This window comes from Streptomyces sp. NBC_01669, from assembly GCF_026339735.1.
GTDB classification, from domain to species: Bacteria; Actinomycetota; Actinomycetes; order Streptomycetales; family Streptomycetaceae; genus Streptomyces; species Streptomyces yanii.
On sequence record NZ_JAPEQG010000001.1, the window covers coordinates 4421942 to 4443630 of the forward strand.

The 21689-nt window shown below is 68.3% G+C and carries 11 protein-coding genes and 3 rRNA genes; 5 read left to right on the top strand and 9 right to left on the bottom strand.

The window, feature by feature from the left end; translation table 11 throughout:
* Positions 1-42: 42 nt before the first annotated feature.
* Positions 43-603, bottom strand: coding sequence for a GNAT family N-acetyltransferase (locus OG972_RS19765; protein ID WP_266983345.1), 561 nt, complete (start codon positions 601-603; stop codon positions 43-45).
* 83 nt (positions 604-686) lie between these two features.
* Between OG972_RS19765 and OG972_RS19770 the strand changes: the two genes are divergently transcribed.
* Complete coding sequence (locus OG972_RS19770) at positions 687-1475, top strand: GNAT family N-acetyltransferase (RefSeq protein ID WP_266983347.1); 789 nt, start codon at positions 687-689, stop codon at positions 1473-1475.
* Positions 1476-1534: 59 nt separating this feature from the next.
* Here OG972_RS19770 and rrf read toward each other — a convergent pair.
* The 4 genes from rrf to OG972_RS19790 all read right to left on the bottom strand — a co-directional run bounded on the left by rrf (position 1535) and on the right by OG972_RS19790 (position 7960).
* A 5S ribosomal RNA gene (rrf, locus tag OG972_RS19775) occupies positions 1535-1651 on the bottom strand.
* A 79-nt stretch (positions 1652-1730) separates the two neighbouring features.
* Positions 1731-4855: ribosomal RNA gene (locus OG972_RS19780) — 23S ribosomal RNA — on the bottom strand.
* Positions 4856-5154: 299 nt separating this feature from the next.
* Positions 5155-6680 (bottom strand): 16S ribosomal RNA (locus tag OG972_RS19785).
* The 16S, 23S and 5S rRNA genes sit together here, the layout of an rRNA operon.
* A gap of 722 nt (positions 6681-7402) precedes the next feature.
* Positions 7403-7960 carry a MarR family winged helix-turn-helix transcriptional regulator gene (locus OG972_RS19790; protein ID WP_266983348.1) on the bottom strand — a complete coding sequence of 186 codons (558 nt, stop codon included), beginning with the start codon at positions 7958-7960 and terminating at the stop codon, positions 7403-7405.
* A 133-nt stretch (positions 7961-8093) separates the two neighbouring features.
* On the opposite strand from OG972_RS19790, the gene OG972_RS19795 reads away from it, so the two are divergent.
* Entirely contained in the window at positions 8094-9461 is a 1368-nt protein-coding gene (locus OG972_RS19795) for an MFS transporter (RefSeq protein ID WP_266990590.1), read from the top strand.
* Here the strand turns inward: OG972_RS19795 and OG972_RS19800 are convergent.
* Positions 9455-11170 (bottom strand): SpoIIE family protein phosphatase, encoded by a 1716-nt coding sequence (locus OG972_RS19800; protein ID WP_266983349.1) that lies wholly within the window; start codon positions 11168-11170, stop codon positions 9455-9457. The genes OG972_RS19795 and OG972_RS19800 overlap by 7 nt on opposite strands.
* A gap of 218 nt (positions 11171-11388) precedes the next feature.
* A complete protein-coding gene (locus OG972_RS19805) occupies positions 11389-12795 on the bottom strand; it encodes an NAD(P)/FAD-dependent oxidoreductase (protein WP_266983351.1) in 1407 nt (468 codons plus the stop codon).
* Positions 12796-13135: 340 nt separating this feature from the next.
* Between OG972_RS19805 and OG972_RS19810 the strand changes: the two genes are divergently transcribed.
* Both OG972_RS19810 and OG972_RS19815 read left to right on the top strand, forming a co-directional pair.
* Entirely contained in the window at positions 13136-14002 is an 867-nt protein-coding gene (locus OG972_RS19810; RefSeq protein ID WP_266983353.1) for a TetR/AcrR family transcriptional regulator, read from the top strand.
* 463 nt (positions 14003-14465) lie between these two features.
* A complete protein-coding gene (locus tag OG972_RS19815) occupies positions 14466-16430 on the top strand; it encodes a sigma-70 family RNA polymerase sigma factor (RefSeq protein WP_266983355.1) in 1965 nt (654 codons plus the stop codon).
* On the opposite strand, the gene OG972_RS19820 is transcribed toward OG972_RS19815, so the two are convergent.
* On the bottom strand, positions 16417-16680 hold the full coding sequence (locus OG972_RS19820) for a hypothetical protein (protein WP_266983357.1): 264 nt from the start codon (positions 16678-16680) through the stop codon (positions 16417-16419). The genes OG972_RS19815 and OG972_RS19820 overlap by 14 nt on opposite strands.
* Before the next feature lie 147 nt (positions 16681-16827).
* Positions 16828-18939: an asparagine synthase-related protein gene (locus OG972_RS19825; protein WP_266983359.1), complete on the bottom strand. Its 2112-nt coding sequence runs from the start codon at positions 18937-18939 to the stop codon at positions 16828-16830.
* 1064 nt (positions 18940-20003) lie between these two features.
* On the opposite strand from OG972_RS19825, the gene OG972_RS19830 reads away from it, so the two are divergent.
* Positions 20004-21530 carry a sporulation protein gene (locus tag OG972_RS19830; RefSeq protein WP_266983361.1) on the top strand — a complete coding sequence of 509 codons (1527 nt, stop codon included), beginning with the start codon at positions 20004-20006 and terminating at the stop codon, positions 21528-21530.
* Positions 21531-21689 lie beyond the last annotated feature (159 nt).

Here is a 21689-nt window from a genome sequence, read left to right on the forward strand (position 1 = left end):
GCCGCTCGGGGCGACAGCCGGCCGGGCCGGTGCGGCACGCCATCAAAGGGGACGGATGATCTCGTACTCCAGGTCCAGCGCCGTCGGATCGTTCGGCTCGGCGAGGGTCTCCCCGGTCGGTACGAAACCGAACCGGCGGTAGAACGCACCGGCCCGCGGATTGTTCTCGTGCACATAGAGACGCACCCGCTCGATACGCGGCTCGCCCAGTGACCACGCCCAGTCGACCCCGGCCCCGAACAACTGGTCGGCCAGCCCGCTGCCCCGCGCCTCGGGCCGGACATAGACCCCGACCACATGGGCCTGGTGGACCTTGGCGGGCGCACCGAACCGCAGGTCCCCGTCCGGTCGCTCGATGAGCACGCTGATCGTGCCGGCCCAACTCCCGTCGGGCGCCTCAGCGATGAACTGACGTGTCTCGTCGCCACTGGACTCCGCCCCACCGGCCGCGCGCCCCTGCCAGAACTCGTCGGGCTGAGCCAGGCCCTGCTCGTACGTCTCCAGGAACGCCACCGGAGCCGCGGGATCCTGCAGGGCGGCGAGCCGTATGTCCTTGACCAGCGCCCATTCCTCGGCGCGTACAGGGCGAATCACATAGTCCATACACCGATCCTGTCCGGCACTCCGTCCTCAAGCAATCGAATTCGTATACCCGTGCGGTACGCCATCTCATACTGTCTACTCCCGTGACAGACACGAAAGGCCTGCTCGCGGCCTATGACGAGCAGATGCGCGGCGCGCCGCCCCACCCCCCGGCAGGGGTCAGCCACGAACAGGACGGCCCCCTGACACGGACCGTCGGCCAGTTCCGCGGTTTCATCAGCGCTCCGCGCGACCTGGGCGTCCGGGGCACCGAACTGGACGAGTTGATCGCCCGTCAGCGTGACTACTTCGCTGCCCGGGGGGAGGCGGTGGAGTGGAAGATACGGGGCCATGACCGCCCGGCCGACCTCACCGACCGCCTGCGCGCCGCCGGCTTCGCCGCAGAGGACGAGGAGACCATCCTCATCGGCCTCACGAAGGACATGGCGTCACCGCCCGTACTCCCGGACGGCGTCGCACTCCGCCGGGTCACCGAAGCCGCGGACATGCACCGCATAGCGGCGATGGAGTCGGTGATCTGGGGCCAGGACCTGAGCATGATCGGGGACGACCTGGCGGGCCGGATCGCCGCTGCCCCGGACGACATCACCGTCCTGGTCGCCGAAGCAGACGGCGAGCTCGTCTCAGCAGCCTGGCTGGTCGTCAGGCCAGGAACCGAATTCGCCGGTCTGTGGGGCGGCTCCACACTCTCCGCCTGGCGAGGACGCGGCATCTATCGCGCGCTGGTCGCCGCCCGCGCCGAAATCGCGGCAGCCCGCGGAGTCAGCTATCTCCAAGTGGACGCGTCCGACGACAGCGCACCGATCCTGCGCCGCCTCGGCTTTCACGAAGTGACCACGACGACCCCTTACGTATGGTCGCCGTCGGACTGAATGCCCCGTGAACGCAGAAAAGCCCCGCACCAGAGGTGCGGGGCTTTCCCGGAATAATTGTTCGGCGGCGTCCTACTCTCCCACAGGGTCCCCCCTGCAGTACCATCGGCGCTGAAAGGCTTAGCTTCCGGGTTCGGAATGTAACCGGGCGTTTCCCTAACGCAATGACCACCGAAACACTATGAAATTAACCAACACCGGGCAACAACACGGCCGTTCGTTATTTCAGAACTAACACAGTGGACGCGAGCAACTGAGGACAAGCCCTCGGCCTATTAGTACCAGTCAGCTCCACCCGTTGCCGGGCTTCCACATCTGGCCTATCAACCCAGTCGTCTACTGGGAGCCTTAACCCCTCAAAGGGGTGGGAATACTCATCTCGAAGCAGGCTTCCCGCTTAGATGCTTTCAGCGGTTATCCTTTCCGAACGTAGCCAACCAGCCATGCCCTTGGCAGGACAACTGGCACACCAGAGGTTCGTCCGTCCCGGTCCTCTCGTACTAGGGACAGCCCTTCTCAATATTCCTACGCGCGCAGCGGATAGGGACCGAACTGTCTCACGACGTTCTAAACCCAGCTCGCGTACCGCTTTAATGGGCGAACAGCCCAACCCTTGGGACCGACTCCAGCCCCAGGATGCGACGAGCCGACATCGAGGTGCCAAACCATCCCGTCGATATGGACTCTTGGGGAAGATCAGCCTGTTATCCCCGGGGTACCTTTTATCCGTTGAGCGACAGCGCTTCCACAAGCCACTGCCGGATCACTAGTCCCGACTTTCGTCCCTGCTCGACCCGTCGGTCTCACAGTCAAGCTCCCTTGTGCACTTACACTCAACACCTGATTGCCAACCAGGCTGAGGGAACCTTTGGGCGCCTCCGTTACTCTTTAGGAGGCAACCGCCCCAGTTAAACTACCCATCAGACACTGTCCCTGATCCGGATCACGGACCCAGGTTAGACATCCAGCACGACCAGAGTGGTATTTCAACGGCGACTCCACAACCACTGGCGTGGCTGCTTCAAAGTCTCCCACCTATCCTACACAAGCCGAACCGAACACCAATATCAAACTGTAGTAAAGGTCCCGGGGTCTTTCCGTCCTGCTGCGCGAAACGAGCATCTTTACTCGTAGTGCAATTTCACCGGGCCTATGGTTGAGACAGTCGAGAAGTCGTTACGCCATTCGTGCAGGTCGGAACTTACCCGACAAGGAATTTCGCTACCTTAGGATGGTTATAGTTACCACCGCCGTTTACTGGCGCTTAAGTTCTCAGCTTCGCCGACCCGAAAGTCAGCTAACCGGTCCCCTTAACGTTCCAGCACCGGGCAGGCGTCAGTCCGTATACATCGCCTTACGGCTTCGCACGGACCTGTGTTTTTAGTAAACAGTCGCTTCTCGCTGGTCTCTGCGGCCACCCCCAGCTCACCGAGTAAATCGGATCACCAGTGATGGCCCCCCTTCTCCCGAAGTTACGGGGGCATTTTGCCGAGTTCCTTAACCATAGTTCACCCGAACGCCTCGGTATTCTCTACCTGACCACCTGAGTCGGTTTAGGGTACGGGCCGCCATGAAACTCGCTAGAGGCTTTTCTCGACAGCATAGGATCATCCACTTCACCACAATCGGCTCGGCATCAGGTCTCAGGCTCAATGTGTGACGGATTTGCCTATCACACGCCCTACACCCTTACCCCGGGACTACCACCGCCCGGGCTGGACTACCTTCCTGCGTCACCCCATCGCTTACCTAGTACAAGTCTGGTTCGTCGGCTCCACCACTACCCTCAACTCCGAAGAGATCGGGCCGGCTTCACGGACTTAGCATCGCCTGATTCAGTATTGGGCGTTTCAAAGCGGGTACCGGAATATCAACCGGTTGTCCATCGACTACGCCTGTCGGCCTCGCCTTAGGTCCCGACTTACCCTGGGCAGATCAGCTTGACCCAGGAACCCTTAGTCAATCGGCGCACACGTTTCTCACGTGTGTATCGCTACTCATGCCTGCATTCTCACTCGTGAACCGTCCACAACTCGCTTCCGCGGCTGCTTCACCCGGCACACGACGCTCCCCTACCCATCCCAGCAGGCGTTGGCCCTATATGCTGGAATGACACGACTTCGGCGGTACGCTTGAGCCCCGCTACATTGTCGGCGCGGAATCACTTGACCAGTGAGCTATTACGCACTCTTTCAAGGGTGGCTGCTTCTAAGCCAACCTCCTGGTTGTCTCTGCGACTCCACATCCTTTCCCACTTAGCGTACGCTTAGGGGCCTTAGTCGATGCTCTGGGCTGTTTCCCTCTCGACCATGGAGCTTATCCCCCACAGTCTCACTGCCGTGCTCTCACTTACCGGCATTCGGAGTTTGGCTAAGGTCAGTAACCCGGTAGGGCCCATCGCCTATCCAGTGCTCTACCTCCGGCAAGAAACACACGACGCTGCACCTAAATGCATTTCGGGGAGAACCAGCTATCACGGAGTTTGATTGGCCTTTCACCCCTAACCACAGGTCATCCCCCAGGTTTTCAACCCTGGTGGGTTCGGTCCTCCACGAAGTCTTACCTCCGCTTCAACCTGCCCATGGCTAGATCACTCCGCTTCGGGTCTTGAGCGTGCTACTGAATCGCCCTATTCGGACTCGCTTTCGCTACGGCTTCCCCACACGGGTTAACCTCGCAACACACCGCAAACTCGCAGGCTCATTCTTCAAAAGGCACGCAGTCACGACTGTTGCTCCGAAGAACAACAGCGACGCTCCCACGGCTTGTAGGCACACGGTTTCAGGTACTATTTCACTCCGCTCCCGCGGTACTTTTCACCATTCCCTCACGGTACTATCCGCTATCGGTCACCAGGGAATATTTAGGCTTAGCGGGTGGTCCCGCCAGATTCACACGGGATTTCTCGGGCCCCGTGCTACTTGGGTGTCTCTTAAACGAGCCGTCAATGTTTCAGCTACGGGGGTCTTACCCTCTACGCCGGACCTTTCGCATGTCCTTCGCCTACATCAACGGTTTCTGACTCGTCTCACAGCCGGCAGACCGTGAAAAAGAGATCCCACAACCCCGCATGCGCAACCCCTGCCGGGTATCACACGCATACGGTTTGGCCTCATCCAGTTTCGCTCGCCACTACTCCCGGAATCACGGTTGTTTTCTCTTCCTGAGGGTACTGAGATGTTTCACTTCCCCTCGTTCCCTCCACACTGCCTATGTGTTCAGCAGCGGGTGACAGCCCATGACGACTGCCGGGTTTCCCCATTCGGACACCCCCGGATCAAAGCTCGGTTGACAGCTCCCCGGGGCCTATCGTGGCCTCCCACGTCCTTCATCGGTTCCTGGTGCCAAGGCATCCACCGTGCGCCCTTAAAAACTTGGCCACAGATGCTCGCGTCCACTGTGCAGTTCTCAAACAACGACCAGCCACCCATCACCCCACCCGAAAAGGGCGAGTTCACTGGGGCCGGCAACTGAAGGCGACCACACGGCCGTACCCTCAGATACCCAACAACGTGCCCGACACAACCGATCCCTTCCCACGTTCCACGCCGAAGCAGTACTAGTGAAAAACAACCTGTCGTGCCGAATAGTCAACGTTCCACCCATGAGCTACCACCGTCGAACATTTGCCGACGTAGTGGCCTCTGACCAAGCAGGCTTGGTAAGAAGTGCTCCTTAGAAAGGAGGTGATCCAGCCGCACCTTCCGGTACGGCTACCTTGTTACGACTTCGTCCCAATCGCCAGTCCCACCTTCGACAGCTCCCTCCCACAAGGGGTTGGGCCACCGGCTTCGGGTGTTACCGACTTTCGTGACGTGACGGGCGGTGTGTACAAGGCCCGGGAACGTATTCACCGCAGCAATGCTGATCTGCGATTACTAGCAACTCCGACTTCATGGGGTCGAGTTGCAGACCCCAATCCGAACTGAGACCGGCTTTTTGAGATTCGCTCCGCCTCGCGGCATCGCAGCTCATTGTACCGGCCATTGTAGCACGTGTGCAGCCCAAGACATAAGGGGCATGATGACTTGACGTCGTCCCCACCTTCCTCCGAGTTGACCCCGGCAGTCTCCTGTGAGTCCCCATCACCCCGAAGGGCATGCTGGCAACACAGAACAAGGGTTGCGCTCGTTGCGGGACTTAACCCAACATCTCACGACACGAGCTGACGACAGCCATGCACCACCTGTATACCGACCACAAGGGGGGCACCATCTCTGATGCTTTCCGGTATATGTCAAGCCTTGGTAAGGTTCTTCGCGTTGCGTCGAATTAAGCCACATGCTCCGCTGCTTGTGCGGGCCCCCGTCAATTCCTTTGAGTTTTAGCCTTGCGGCCGTACTCCCCAGGCGGGGAACTTAATGCGTTAGCTGCGGCACCGACGACGTGGAATGTCGCCAACACCTAGTTCCCAACGTTTACGGCGTGGACTACCAGGGTATCTAATCCTGTTCGCTCCCCACGCTTTCGCTCCTCAGCGTCAGTAATGGCCCAGAGATCCGCCTTCGCCACCGGTGTTCCTCCTGATATCTGCGCATTTCACCGCTACACCAGGAATTCCGATCTCCCCTACCACACTCTAGCCTGCCCGTATCGACTGCAGACCCGGGGTTAAGCCCCGGGCTTTCACAACCGACGCAACAAGCCGCCTACGAGCTCTTTACGCCCAATAATTCCGGACAACGCTTGCGCCCTACGTATTACCGCGGCTGCTGGCACGTAGTTAGCCGGCGCTTCTTCTGCAGGTACCGTCACTTTCGCTTCTTCCCTGCTGAAAGAGGTTTACAACCCGAAGGCCGTCATCCCTCACGCGGCGTCGCTGCATCAGGCTTTCGCCCATTGTGCAATATTCCCCACTGCTGCCTCCCGTAGGAGTCTGGGCCGTGTCTCAGTCCCAGTGTGGCCGGTCGCCCTCTCAGGCCGGCTACCCGTCGTCGCCTTGGTAGGCCATCACCCCACCAACAAGCTGATAGGCCGCGGGCTCATCCTTCACCGCCGGAGCTTTTAACCCCGTCCCATGCGGGACAGAGTGTTATCCGGTATTAGACCCCGTTTCCAGGGCTTGTCCCAGAGTGAAGGGCAGATTGCCCACGTGTTACTCACCCGTTCGCCACTAATCCACCCCGAAGGGCTTCATCGTTCGACTTGCATGTGTTAAGCACGCCGCCAGCGTTCGTCCTGAGCCAGGATCAAACTCTCCGTGAATGTTCTCCCGTAATCGGGATGACACACGAGAGCGGAACGACCGGTCGGAATAGGACCGATCGTTCACAGCGTCCTCGCTGTGTAATTGCCTACCGGAACCGTGAGGCCCGGCAGGACTTTCAAAGGAACCTCGAACCTGCCGAAGCAGGCCGGGGTATCAACATATCTGGCGTTGACTTTTGGCACGCTGTTGAGTTCTCAAGGAACGGACGCTTCCTTTGTACTCACCCTCTCGGGCTTTCCTCCGGGCTTTCCCTTCGGTCTTGCGTTTCCGACTCTATCAGACTCTTTCGTGTCCGATTCCCGGTCGAAGCGGGCCCTCTGCGAAGCAGAAGATTTGTCACTGCGCTTTCCAGTTCTTCGCTTTCGCGTTTCCCTTTCCGGCGAGTCCGACTCTATCAGATCCTTTCGGGCCTGATTCCCAGTCAGTGGGGTTTGTCTTCCCGGCTGTTGGGCCGTTCCGACGTCCAAACTCTAGCGGATTTTCCCGGCGGCTCATAATCGAGCCTTCGAAATGAATTCCGGCATGCCGAAATCTTCCCGAGTGGGAGATCGTGCTGAGTTTGAGTTGCCGCATTCGCGGCGGGATCGGTTGTCGCAGAACCGTTCCGGCCCGTGACAACTCGAAGAACCTTACGGATCGGGGAGGGGCGTGTCAACTCCGCCAGGTCAAGCCGTTTTCCGGCGTGTCCCCTGCCTCGCGTGTCCCCGTCCGGTGCGGGTCAGTCCAGGTCCGTGAGCCGGCCGCCGGCGTCCGGTTGGGTGTGCTCGACCCTGCGCAGGAGGCGGATCAGCATCTCGCCGAGGGCGCCGCGCTCCTCGCCCGAGAGGTCCTGGAGCAGGTCCTCCTCGAAGGCGGATGCCATGCGCATCGCCTCCAGCCACTTCGTACGCCCCTCATCTGTCAGTTCGACGATGACGCGTACGCGGTTGTTCTCGTCCCTGTCCCGCGTGACCAGACCCTCGTTCGCCATGCGGTCGATGCGGTGGGTCATCGCCGCCGGGGTGAGACCGAGGCGCTTGGCCAGCTCCCCCGGGCCCAGCCGGTAGGGGGAGCCCGCCACGACGAGGGTCTTGAGGACCTCCCACTCGGCGTTGCTGATGCCGAGGTCGGCCAGCTGGCGTCCGTACCCGACGTTCATCCGGCGGTTCAGCCGGCCGAGGGCCGAGACGACCTGCTCGACCTGGGGATCCAGGTCGCGGAACTCGCGCTGATAAGCGGCGATCTGCTCGTCGAGGCTCGGCTCCTGGAGGCCGGAGGGCTCGGTGGTGTCAGGCATGGCGGGCAGTATGGCACGCCTTTCATTGGCGTCGAAGTCCTTCGGTCTGTATTGTTGAGGTTCGAACTTTACTATTGAAGTCTTTGGACGTGAGTCCTTCGTGAGCTTGAGGTAGGTGAGTGTGACCAGGGAAATGGGCGCAGCGCTGCGGCGGATCCAGCTGGGGAGCGCGCTGAGCGCGTTCGGTGTGGGGTTCACCGTTCCGTATCTGTATGTCTATGTGGCACAGGTGCGGGATCTGGGCGCCGGTACGGCGGGAGTCGTGCTGGCTGTCTTCGCCATGGCAGCGCTGGCAGTCCTGCCGTTCACCGGGCGGTCCATCGACCGGCGCGGTCCGATGCCGGTACTGATCGTCGCCGCCGTGGTGGCGTCCGTGGGCGCGGCGGCCCTCGGGCTTTCGTCGAACGTGACGACCGCCGTGCTGTCGGCCGCCGTCCTCGGTGCGGGCACGGCCGTCATGTCGCCGGCGCTCGCCACGATGCTCGTCCAGTGTTCCGGCGCCGCCACCCGTACGCGCGCCTTCGCGATGCAGTTCTTCCTGCAGAACCTGGGGCTCGGCATCGGTGGTCTGGTCGGCGGGCAGATCGTCGACACGAGCCGGCCGGAGACCTTCACGCTGCTGTTCCTGATCGAGGCGGCGATGTTCATCGTGCTCGGCGTCGTCGCGGTGACGGTGCGGATGCCTCGTTCCCCCGCGTTCGCGGACGCCAGGCCCACCGACGGGTCCGCCGCGAAGGGCGGGTTGCGGATGCTGCTCTCGCACCGGGCGATGGTGCAGCTGTGTGTGCTGGGCTTCGTGCTGTTCTTCGCCTGCTACGGACAGTTCGAGTCCGGTCTTGCGGCGTACGGCACCGAGGCTGCCGGGATCGAGCCCTCGACGCTGGGCATCGCGCTGGCCGCCAACACCGCGGTCATTGTCGTGGCGCAGTTCGTCGTGCTGCGACTGGTGGAGCGCCGCAAGCGCAGCCGGGTCATTGCCGCGGTCGGGCTGATCTGGGCGTTCGCCTGGATCGTGGCGGGGTACGCGGGGCTCGGGCACGGCAGCCAGACCATGGCGACGGCCGCGATGATCTCCACGTACGCCCTGTTCGGACTCGGTGAGTCGATGCTCTCGCCGACGGTCGCGCCGCTGGTCGCCGATCTGGCGCCGGAGTCGATGGTCGGTCAGTACAACTCGGCCTTCGCCCTGGTCAAGCAGCTCGCGCTGGCGGTCGGTCCGGCCGTGGGCGGGCCGATGGGGGCCTCGCTGCACGGGCCGTACATCGTGACGTTCGTGCTGTTCTCGCTGGGCATCACCGTGCTCGCACTGCGGCTGGGGCGTCGGCTCACCCCCGTACAGGATCAGCCTTCGCTCGCGGTGGTGCCGTCGCGGGTGGTGGCCCTGTCGGTGCCGGACGCCGAGGCGACAGCCACAGCGACGGCCGAGCCGGCGACCGCCCCCGTTGCGGCCCCTGTTGCGGCTCCTGTGGTTTCAGCCGCGGCTCCTGCTGCCGCTCACTGAGGCAGCGCGAACTCGCACCAGACCGCTTTGCCGCCGCCGGGTGTGCGGCGGCTGCCCCAGGACGAGGCGATCGTCGCGACGATGGAGATGCCGCGGCCCGCTTCGTCCACCGGCTCGGCGCGGCGGCGGCGCGGCAGATGGTCGTCGCCGTCGGTCACCTCGATGATCAGGCGGCGGTCGGTGCGGCGCAGCCCCAGGCGCATCGGCGGGGTGCCGTGCTGGAGGGAGTTCGCCACCAGTTCGCTGGCGGCGAGGACGCCCAGGTCGCACAGTTCCACCGGAAACCGCCACGACGTCAGGACGCCGGTGGCGAAGGCGCGGGCGCGCGGGGCCGCTTCGATGCCGCCGAGGAGATCGAGCGAGGCGTTGTGGAACAGCTCCGCGTTCGCCCCCGTGCGGGCCGGGTGCTGGACCACCAGCACCGCCACGTCGTCGTCGTGTTCGGCGGTGACCCCGAGGGAGCGGATGAGACGGTCGCAGACCACCTGCGGTGATCCCTTGGCGCCGGAGAGGGCGCGCTCCAGGGCCGCGACCCCCTCGTCGATGTCCTCGCTGCGGCGTTCCACGAGACCGTCCGTGTAGAAGACGGCGGTGGAGCCGGGTGGCAGCGCGATCGTGCCCGACGTGTGGATCCAGCCTCCGGTGCCGAGCGGCGGTCCGGTCGGATCCTCGGCGCGGCGCACCGAAGCGTCCTCGTCGCGGACAAGGATCGGGAGGTGGCCGGCGGAGGCGTAGACGAGCCGGCCCTCGTTCGGATCGTGGACCGCGTAGGCGCAGGTGGCGATCTGACTGGCGTCGATCTCGGCGGCGAGCCCGTCGAGCAGCTGCAGCACCTCGTGCGGCGGGAGGTCGAGGCGGGCGTAGGCGCGGACGGCGGTGCGGAGCTGGCCCATCACCGCGGCGGCGCGCACCCCGCGGCCCATCACGTCCCCGATGACGAGCGCGGTGCGGCCCGCGCCGAGGGTGATGACGTCGTACCAGTCGCCGCCGACCGCCGCGTCCGTGCCGCCCGGCTGGTACGTGGCGGCGATCCGCAGGTCGTCGGGCTGCTCCAGCTCCTGCGGGAGCAGGGAGCGCTGGAGGGTGACGGCTGTCTCGCGGTGGCGGCGCTCGCTGGTGCGGAGGCGCTCGGCCGCTTCGGCGTGGTCGGTGACGTCGGCTGCGTAGACGAGAACACCGCTCTCGCTCCCCTTGCCGCTGCCGTCCTTCTTGCCGTGGGCGGCGGGCGTGGCGACGGGGGTGCAGGTCACGGTGTACGAGCTGCCGTTGCGGACCTTCCGGGACTTGACCGTACGGGGCGTGCCGCTGCGCAGGACCTGGTCCATGAGGGGCAGCAGGCTGAGCTCGTCGAGCTCCGGCATCGCGTCGGCCGCCGTGGCGCCGGTGGGGCGGGGACCGAAGGCTGCGGCGTAGGCGTCGTTGACGTAGGCGATGCGGTGGTCGGGGCCGTACACCAGGGCGACCGGAGCGGGCAGCCGGCCGAGGAGCTCACGGGCGGAGAGATCCTCCAGCGCGGGTCCGGGGGCCGGTTCGGAGGCCGGTCCGGAGACCTCTCCGAAGGCCTTGGGGGTGTTTCCGTCCGGTGCGGCGGACCCTGGCCCGGCCCCGGCGTACTCGCCGCGGGCCGCGGGCACCGAACTGCGGTTGTCCCGGGCGGCGGCGCGACGCTGCGTTCCTGGTAGGCGGGCGCTCCAACGCGTGAAGTTCACGGAAATTCTGGCCTCGTGTGTCGGTCTGGTCCGCTCGGGCGGGCTGCTTCCTCTGCCGGCTCTCTTCCGCCGGGGTCGGGGGCACCGGGGGCCGGACCCCCGGTGAGGCGCAGCCGGGCCTCGTACTGGTCACTGTTGGTCACGGTCCGCCGGGTCACTCTGTGCAGGTGTGGACCCACCTATGGTCACACGTCCAGTGTGCCGGACCGTACTGACAGTCAGCCATCCTGCTTGGGCGGACCGTCGTCCCCGGTGCGTCTGCCCCCGGCGGCGAGTTCGAATTCGGCGCGCGGGTGTTCCAGCGAGCCGAGGGAGACGATCTCGCGTTTGAAGAGTCCGGCGAGGGTCCATTCGGCAAGGACGCGGGCCTTCCGGTTGAAGGTCGGGACCCTGCTCAGGTGGTACGTACGGTGCATCAGCCAGGCCGGATAGCCCTTGAGCTTGCGTCCGTAGACATGGGCGACGCCCTTGTGGAGGCCGAGCGAGGCGACGGAGCCCGCGTAGCTGTGCCGGTACTCCTCGAGCGGTTCGCCGCTGATCGCCGCGAGGATGTTCTCGGCGAGGACTTTGGCCTGGCGCACGGCGTGCTGGGCGTTGGGCGCGGTCTCCTTGCCCGGTTCACCGGCCGTCAGATCGGGAACGGCCGCGGCGTCCCCGGCGGCCCAGGCGTGTTCGGCGCCCTCGACGGCGAGCTGCGCGGTGCAGCGGAGCCTGCCGCGCTCGGTGAGGGGCAGATCGGTGGCGGCGAGGATCGGGGCGGGCTTGACGCCTGCGGTCCACACGAGCGTGCGGGTCGGGAAGCGGGAGCCGTCGCTGAGGACGGCGACCCGGTCCTCGCAGGAGTCCAGCCGGGTGCCGAGGCGTACGTCGATATTGCGGCCGCGCAGCTCCCGTACGGCGTACATGCCCATCACGTCGCCGACCTCCGGCAGGATCCGGTCGGACGCCTCGACGAGGATCCATTTCAGGTCCTCTGCCTTGATGTTGTGGTAGTACCGCGAGGTGTAGCGGGCCATGTCCTCGAGTTCGGCGAGCGCCTCCACGCCCGCGTAGCCGCCGCCGACGAAGACGAAGGTGAGGGCGGCGTCGCGGATGGCCGGGTCGCGGGTGGCGGAGGCGATGTCCATCTGCTCGATGACGTGGTTGCGCAGGCCGATGGCCTCCTCGATGGTCTTGAAGCCGATGCCGTGGTCGGCGAGTCCGGGGATCGGGAGGGTGCGCGAGACGGAGCCGGGTGCGATGACGATCTCGTCGTACGGGATCTCCAGGGCGCCGGTGCCGTCCTCGCCGGTGGCGAGCGTGGTGACGGTCGCGGTGCGCTTGGCGTGGTCGATGCGCTGCGCCTCGCCGATGACGATCGTGCACTGCGCCAGCACGCGGCGGAGCGGTACGACGACATGGCGCGGCGAGATCGAGCCTGCGGCCGCCTCGGGCAGGAACGGCTGATACGTCATGTAGGGCTCGGGTGTGACGACGACGATCTCGGCCTCGCCGGACTTGAGTCTCTGCTTCAGCTTCCGCTGGAGACGCAGCGCTGTGTACATCCCGACGTAGCCGCCGCCGATGACGAGGATGCGCACACCCGGCGGCGGGCCGGGGGGTGTCCCCCGGGAATCTGAAGCCATCACCTCCCCATGACGCAACGTGCTCAGGAATTTGTCCACAGCCCCGGCAAATTGTGTGACCGGAGGTTCCGGATGGGCCCCTGGGGTCGGCCACCGGGGCAATACGGAAGCTGCGCAGGTCAGACGTTGCAGTGGGGGTGATGGCGAGGGGTGGAATCAGGAATCAACCGGTCGTTGCTCCGATCGGGGGGCGCACCGTGCGGAACTGCCCTCTTCTGAATTGACCTGGGCTCAACTATGTTCGTATGTCGTCGGGGTGTCGGGCTGGGACGATGATCCACGCCCCGACTGACACGGCGGGAAGTCTCCGGGGGGAGACGTCATAACCGGGGGAAAAGTTATGCATATTCAGGATTCGCATTGGCAGACTGCTGCTGTCTCGTCCGACGGAAACGGACGAATCGGCACAGTCGGTACGGTGAGCACGGCGGGAACGACCGTCGGCTCCAGCTCCACCGCCGGCCGCTCGGCGCCGCTGCGCGTGGACGCACAGCGAAATCTGGAGCATGTACTGCGGGCCGCACGCGAGGTGTTCGGCGAGCTGGGGTACGGGGCTCCGATGGAGGACGTGGCACGCCGCGCCCGGGTCGGGGTCGGCACGGTGTACCGGCGTTTCCCGAGCAAGGACGTGCTGGTACGCCGAATAGCCGAGGAGGAGACCTCCCGGCTGACCGACCAGGCGCGGACCGCGCTGGGGCAGGAGGACGAGCCGTGGTCGGCGCTCTCGCGCTTCCTGCGGACCTCCGTGGCCTCGGGCGCGGGGCGGCTGCTGCCGCCGCAGGTGCTGCGGGTCGGGGTCGATGTCGACGACTCGACGGTGGTCGGGGACACGGGAGTTGCGCAGGATGTGGGCGCGGCCTCGGCTGCGGTCTCCGGCGATGTCCGGGATGCCCGGGATGAGGCACGGGTTCCTCATCAGCGGCAGGGGGCGGGCCAGGCCGACCCCCGGGTCGCCAGTCGGCACCCGGCCGACGACGACGGGCTCTCGGACGAGAGCGCGGGCACGGCCGAACTGCTGGAGGTCGTGGGCCGCCTGGTCGACCGTGCGCGGGCGGCGGGTGAGCTGCGGCGTGATGTGACGGTGGCGGACGTGCTGCTGGTCATCGCGACGGCGGCGCCCGCCCTGCCGGATGCGGCTCAGCAGGCTGCCGCTTCGGCCCGACTGCTGGACATCCTGCTGGAGGGGCTGCGCTCGCGCCCTGCGTGACCGGGACGACATGAGCGGGACCGCATGACAGGTGAACTCGGGTATGCGTGAGCCCGGGTTCGCGGGCGGGCTCGGGCTTGCGCGTGGGCTCGGGCGTGCGGGCAGTTCGGCGGGCCTTCGGTCGCCCGGGCTGTGGCCGCTCGGGCCGTGGCCCGATCCGCCGGGCGAGGCGCCTGGCGGCGCGGGTCGGCCAGGCGGTCGGGCGTCGTCGGGCCCCCGCGCGGGGCGTCGGGTCCGTGCCAGGTGGCGTGAGGGGTCGGCGTGGTCCTCGTGCGCCCGCCAGGGGCCACGGGACTGCCCTTACGGCCTGGTGCACGATAGCGAGCGGATCAGGTCGTTAGTGCTCGCATTCGGGAAAACGCCCCGGACGAGTGGTTGCCGTGATGGAACGTTCGCCGTGATTGCGCCGTGTGGCACGCTGGCCCGGTGTTCGGGTCCGAAAGCGCATACGGGGGCTTCCGCGATGAGCGGTGACGGGCAGCAGGAAGAACCGCTCGACGACGTCTCGGTCGTGGGTGAGGGCGCGGAGGCCGGTGAGCCGACGTTCCGGCAGGTCCCGAGCCAGGCCGGCCCCGGGCGGTCGGGCGCTGACGCCGAGGGCGGAACCGTGCTGCCCGGACCCTGGCCGTCCGCGCCGGCGGGCGGCAATGCCGATGTCAGTGCCGGTGCCACCGTCGGGGCCGAGACCACCGTGCCGATGCAGCGGGACGGCGGGAGCAGTGCCGGATCAGCCGGACTCGCGCTCTCCGACGCCCAGTTGATCCAGCACATGCGGTCCGGGGACGACCTCGCGTACGAGGAGTTGTTCCGGCGGCACTCGGGCAGTGTGCGGCGCTACGCCCGGAGCTGCTGTCGGGACGCCCACACGGCCGACGACCTGACGGCCGAGGTCTTCGCCCGCACTCTGCAGGCGGTGCGGGGTGGCAAAGGCCCCGAGGAGGCCGTGCGGGCGTACCTCATGACGGCGGTACGGCATGTCGCCGCTGCCTGGACGAGAACGGCGAAGCGGGAGCAACTGGTCGATGACTTCGCGGTGTTCGCCGTGCAGGCGTCCCGCTCCTCCGGGGTGCCGGACACGGACACGCTGGATCTGGGCGCGGACGTCATGGCGATGCACGAGGCCGAGCAGTCGATGGCCATGCAGGCGTTCCGCAGTCTGCCGGAGCGTTGGCAGGCGGTGCTGTGGCACACCACCGTCGAGGAGGAGTCGCCGAGCGAGATCGCGCCGCTGTTCGGGCTGACCGCCAATGCCACGGCGGTGCTGGCCAGCCGGGCCCGTGAGGGGCTCAAGCAGGCGTATCTGCAGGCGCATGTGAGCCAGTCGCTCACCTCGGGCGGCAACTGTGCGCGCTATGCCGACCGGCTCGGCGCCTACGCCCGGGGCGGCCTGCGGATGCGGGCCGAACGCGGGCTGCGCAAGCATCTGGACGAGTGCGCGAAGTGCCGGGTCGCCGCGGGCGAGCTGGCGCATGTCAACGCCGGGATTCCGGCGCTGCTCCCGGTCGCGGTCGTCGGCTGGTTCGCCGCCGGATACGCGCTCAAGGCCGCCGGGATCGTGGCGGGCGGCGCGGCGGGTGCAGGTGCCGCGGCGGCGACGGGCGGGAGTTCGTCCGGCGGTACGGCCGGTGGCGCCGTGGCCTCGGAGGGGCTCGGCGCCCCGGTCAAGGCCGGTATCGCGGCGGCGGTGGCTGTCGCGGCCGCGGCCGGTCTGGTCTGGGCGCTGGTCGGTGACGAGCAGCCGAAGCCGGAGGCCAAGCCCGTGGCCAAACCGCCGGTGGTGGCACCCGCGGTGCCGTCGCCACCGCCCCCGAAGCCGACGCCGGAGCCCGAACCTCCGCGCGCGCCCGCCCCGCCCGCGCCCACACCGACTCCGCCGCCGAGGGCGAAGCCGACGCCCACGCCCACGCCTACGCCGACGCCCACGCCTACGCCCACACCCACGCCGAAGCCGCCGAAACCCACGCCCACGCCTCCGCCACCCGCGCCGCCGGCCGTCGTCTACCAGGTCAGCGAGTTGCGCTACTCCTTCCTCGGCGACCACACGGAGCCGGAGGTGTCGATGGGTGAGAGCAGCTGGGTCTGGCGGCGCTCAGGCCTGTCGATCGGCGGCACGCGGTACGCGCACGGGGTGACCGTGCACGGCCGTTCGTCGGTCACCATCCAGCTGAACCGGGCATGCACCCGCTACGAGGCGATGGTCGGGGTCGACGATCTGACGGCGGGGCTCGGCTCGGTGCGCTTCTCCGTGTTCAACGGTGCCGGGGTGCAGCTGTGGCAATCCCCGTTGATGAACGGCACCGATCCGGCCGTACCCATGGGGGTCGGCATCGCGGGGCAGCAGCGGATCCGGCTCGTCGTGGAACCGGCGGCCCCGTTCGGCGGGGTGACGCTGGCCGACTGGGCGGAGTCGAGGATCAGCTGCCGCTGATCCGGGGGCCGGAGCCGTCGGAACCGTGCGGGGATCCGAGCCGCTCCCCTGGGCGCCGGCGAACTCCGCGGTGCCCAGGGCAGAAGTTCGAGGATCGTCGACGGTCAGCTGGGTGCCCGGGGAAGCGGGCGGAATGCGGACCCGTCGTGCTGAACGCGTCCCGGACGGTGCGGACAAGCTCCTGGATGCGGTCGTCGTCACGGACGTCGTCGGACACCCGGCTCTCCACGGCGAGGAAGAACTGCAGCATGCGCAGTTCCATCCGGGGCCAGCAGGAGGGACCGGTGGGGTCGTTGCCGAGCGAGAGGGTCCGTTCGGTCCGGGCGAGGCCCTCGCTGCGGAGATTGCGCAGCCACCGGAACCAGCCCGTGCCGAGCGGCGTCGGGTATCGGGGCGGTCAGCGTTGCAGGGGGCGGCGGGCCGGGACCACTCCGCCCGCCACCGCGCGCTGGCGCGGCGCCGCCGTGCCCGTCCAGCAGGTGCCGCGGCGGGAGACGAGGCGGCGGAGCCAGAGCTCCGTGGCGGCCAGGTCGGCGAGGCCGTCCAGGGGCAGCGGTTCGCCCTCGGAAGCCGCGCGCAGGGCCTTTCGTACGACCCGGGCCTCGATCAGGCCCGCGTCGGCGAGCAGCGGGGCGTCGAAGAGGGCGATCAGGTCGGGGAGCGCGGTGCGCAGACCGGTGCGGCTGACCGCGGTCGAGGTCGCCTGGGAGGGGGTGCCCCAGCCCGGCGGCAGTTCGTGGATGCCCGCGCCCGCGAGAACGCGGCGCAGGATGGCGGCGCGGGCGCCCGGCTGGACGCGGAGCGATTCGGGCAGGGCGCGGGCGGCCCGTACCACCTGGTTGTCGAGGAACGGGGCGTGCAGCCGCTGGCTGCGGATCTCGGCGGCCTGTTCCAGGATCCGGTGGTCGGCGGCGTGCCGGGCGAGCGCGGCGCGGGCGCGGGCCTCGCCGGGGCGCTGGACCGAAGTGGGGCGGATCGCCGCCTCCTGGAGGCGCACCGACACTTCCGCGAGCGCCTCCCCGGTCAGCCAGCGGGCGGCGGGCCCCGGCCGTGACCAGGTGAGCGCGGCGAGCGAGGCGTCGGCGGGGGTGCCGAGGTCGGGCGTGCGGCGGTTGGCGTCCGGGAGCCGGTCGGCAGCCGTTTCGAGACCCGTGCGGTACGACGTACGGGCCAGGCGGCGGGCCGCGCGGTAGACGGTCAGCGGTACGAACAGCGAGTGTGCGGACGGTCCTTCGGCTCTGGCGAGGGCGGCGACCGGGCGCAGCAGGTGGCGTCGGCGGCGGTCCATCAGGAGGTCGGCGAGGCGGGCCGGGTGGGCGTCGAGGACCTGCCGGGCGCCGTCGCCGACGAAGTGGTCGGCGCTGCCGGCGGCGAGGCGCCTGCGGTGGCGTTCGGCGACGACGAGGGACGGGGCCGGTTCGTCGGTGAGCGGGCCACTGCCCAGGTCGGCGTAGGGCAGTGCCTCCTCGCCCGCGGCGACGACGACGTGGTGCAGCCGCGGGTTGGCGGCGATGACCGCGGCGCGTTCGAGTTCGTCCTCGTGGTCGCGGGTGGTGAGGTCGTTGAAGGTGACGGCGAGCAGCCGCTCGCCCGCGCCCGTGCCGTGGCCGAGGAGGGTGCCGGGGAGTCCGGGCAGGCCCGCGGCGAGCAGGGCGAGGGTGGCGGAAGCGCTGCCTCCGGAGAGGTCGGCGCCGATGCCGGGGACGGGCGCGCCGCGGGCGGCGCGACGTTCGGCGGGCCCCATGCCGGGGACCGGTCCCGGGTCGGGCGGCAGCGTCTCGGGCGCGTGGCGGGGCGCCAGGAGCCTGGCGCGTACCGCTTCGAGCAATGCGTCGCGCACCCCGTCCACGGCGCTCACCGGGTCGAGCTGGGGGGCGGCGACGGCGAGGGAGGCGACCGGCTCGTACCCGGTGATCTCGCGGGAGCCCTCGCGGAGGATGAGCGCGTGCCCCGGCGGGATGCGCTTCACACCCACGTACGGAGTGCCGTCGCGCAGTGCCTCCGGCGTCTCGGGGCAGGCGAGGAGCGCGGCCAGGTGGCCGATGTCCAGCTGCGCCTCGATGAGGTCGGCGAGCGGGAGTGCGGCGGTCGCGTACGCCGTACCGCTCGCCCAGGGCGTGTAGAAGACCGGGCGGGCTCCGGCGAGGTCCCCGACGACGGTGATCCTCCGGCCGATCTGGACGACGGCCGTGTAGCTGCCCGGCCAGGCGGTGAGATGGCGCAGGGCGCCGCCGCGGGCGGCGAGGAGGCCGAGCCGGAGCTGCTCGTCGGTGGCGCTGCAGCAGCCGAGGACGGCGAGGCGGGCGGTGGGTGCGCCTTCGGCGGTCTCGACGGAGGCGATCCGGATCTCGTCGGGGCGCCAGTCGCCGACCGCCCAGAGCGGATCCGGATCGCCCCACAGGAGTTGGGAGCCCACGGGGTGCACCGTGCGCCCCTCGTCGGCTGCGCCGACCGCGCCGACCGTGCCGAAGCTCGCGGCGATACTGCTCCACCCCACCAACCAACGCATCGCCGCCTCCACAGGCTGTGGACAAAAACGGCGCACCTGGTTCGTACCGGGAGAACTGCGAGAACATGCAGCGCCGTTGCGGAACATGCTGCCACGACAACGGCGCGCAGGAGTGGCTACGGAGGGCGCACGTCGCAAGCGCATGCGCCCCTGGCAAAAGCCGGAGGGCGACCGGGGGCCGGCCGATCCCCGCACGCTGGGGGGCGCCGCAACGGACCTACAGGTTCCGCTTGTTGCCTTCCCCGTTGCCCCCGGGTCGTACCGGCCGAAATCCGGCCACCTCCGGAACTACCCGCCGACCGCAGGCCGGCAGCCCGCCGGGTGTCCGCGAATCGCCCGCCCAACCGCGACGGACCGACGCCATTCGGCCATTCTCGGAGAGAACGGCAAGTCCCGGAACCGTTTTCCGGCGCGCACGATGTCCCGTTCCACCCTGCTTTGATGCGAGGTCGCCCGGCCGGTTCCGCGACGACCCTCTGCCGCTCCCGTACCGGCTCCCCGCCCGCCCTCACGTCGGCCCCGGTCCGCTCCGGCGGCCCGCCGAACGCACAGTCCGGGAGACGTGGTTCGCCTCCCGGACCGGTCCGCCGCCTGCGGGGAATGAGGCGGCGGTGTCCCCCGGCCCACTGAGTCCAGTGCAGTGGGCCGACCCACGCAGCACCCATGGAAGCGCTGCCCCGTCGGCCGGGCCAGAGCGCACGGCCGGGCGCACGACCACACGCCAGGAGCACGTGGGGAGCTCGCCCGGCGGCGCCCCCAGCGGCGTCCGGGCGGGTCCGGCAGGGCGGCCGGAGCGTCGCGGTGGGACCGCCCCGTACGCCGATCGTCCGCCCACCGCACGTACGGACAACAATCCCGCCATACGGACGTCTGCCCCTTAACGGTAGGGATGCGGCGAACTACGCTGGGTTTACTGAGGTTCTCGGCAGGAGGCATATTCCTCGGGGCTCGGCCACATGCGTGTGCGGTCGGAGTGCCGAGGCCCGTCCCTGGGGAGAACACGGTACGAATGCCGCGCGCCTCCTCGGTGACGCGGCTGCCGTCTGTGTGTCGAGGGGTGGCGCATGTCCAGGGAGCAACGCGGGCCGAACGAGAAGCTCGGAACCGTTCTCGCCCTCGCGGGAATCAGCAACGCCGGGCTCGCCCGGCGGGTCAACGACCTCGGGGCGCAGCGCGGGCTGACACTTCGCTACGACAAGACCTCGGTGGCGAGATGGGTCTCGAAGGGCATGGTGCCGCAGGGTGCCGCACCCCATCTCATCGCCGCGGCGATCGGCGCCAAGCTCGGCCGGCCGGTCCCGCTGCACGAGATCGGGCTCGCGGACGCCGATCCGGCGCCGGAGGTCGGTCTGGCCTTCCCGCGCGACGTGGGCGAGGCGGTGCGTTCGGCGACCGAGCTGTACCGGCTGGATCTGGCCGGGCGCCGCGCGGGCAGCGGCGGGATCTGGCAGTCGCTGGCGGGCTCGTTCTCGGTGAGCGCGTACGCGACGCCCGCGTCCCGCTGGCTGATAACCCCCGCCGACCCGTCGGTGGCACGCGACTCGTCGGTGGCCGAGGCGGCGATCCTCGGCACGCAGGGCGCGCACGGTGCACCGCCACCGCCGGGTGCGCCGGGCGGTGCGCCCGGCATTCCCGTACAGCCGGGACCGGACTCCATGAACGACATCTCGCCGCTGCGCGTCGGCCACAGCGATGTGACCAAACTCCGCGAGGCGGCCCAGGACGCGCGCCGCTGGGACTCCAAGTACGGCGGCGGCGACTGGCGCTCCTCCATGGTTCCGGAGTGTTTACGGGTGGACGCTGCGCCGCTGCTCCTCGGCTCGTACAGCGACGAGGTGGGCCGGGCACTCTTCGGCGCCGCCGCCGAGCTGACCAGACTCGCCGGGTGGATGGCGTTCGACACCGGGCAGCAGGAGGCCGCCCAGCGGTACTACATCCAGGCGCTGCGGCTCGCGCGGGCCGCGGCCGACGTGCCGCTCGGCGGCTATGTCCTCGCGTCGATGTCACTGCAGGCGACCTACCGCGGCTCCGCCGACGAGGGAGTCGACCTCGCGCAGGCGGCCGTCGAACGGAACCGCGGACTCGCCACCGCCCGCACCATGAGTTTCTTCCGTCTTGTCGAGGCGCGGGCCCATGCGAAGGCGGGCGACGCCCCGGCCGCGGGGGCCGCGCTGAAGGCCGCCGAGAGCTGGCTGGAGCGTTCCCGGGACGGCGACGCGGACCCGTCGTGGCTGGGCTTCTACTCGTACGACAGGTTCGCCGCCGACGCCGCGGAGTGCTACCGCGATCTGAAGGCCCCGCGGCAGGTGCGGCGCTTCACCGAACAGGCACTGTCCCGGCCGACCGAGGAGTTCGTGCGCTCGCACGGGCTGCGGCTGGTGGTCTCGGCCGTCGCCGAGCTGGAGTCCGGCAACCTGGACGCGGCCTGCGCGGCGGGCACCCGGGCGGTCGAGGTGGCCGGCCGCATCTCGTCGGCGCGGACCACGGAATACGTACGGGACCTGCTGCACCGCCTCGAACCGTACGGGGACGAGCCACGCGTCGCCGAGCTGCGCGAGCGGGCACGGCCGCTGCTGGTGGCGCCGGCGTAGCGGCCTCCCCGGGGGCGCCCGCAGCCTCTCGGATGCACGCGCGGAGTCCTCCGGGCGACGCGCAGGCGGCCGGGGGCGGAATTCCGGGCGCCACGCTGGCCTTCGCTGGTTTGAGTGCGATGTCAGTGGGTCAGTGCACTATCGGGGTGGGAGGTGGCG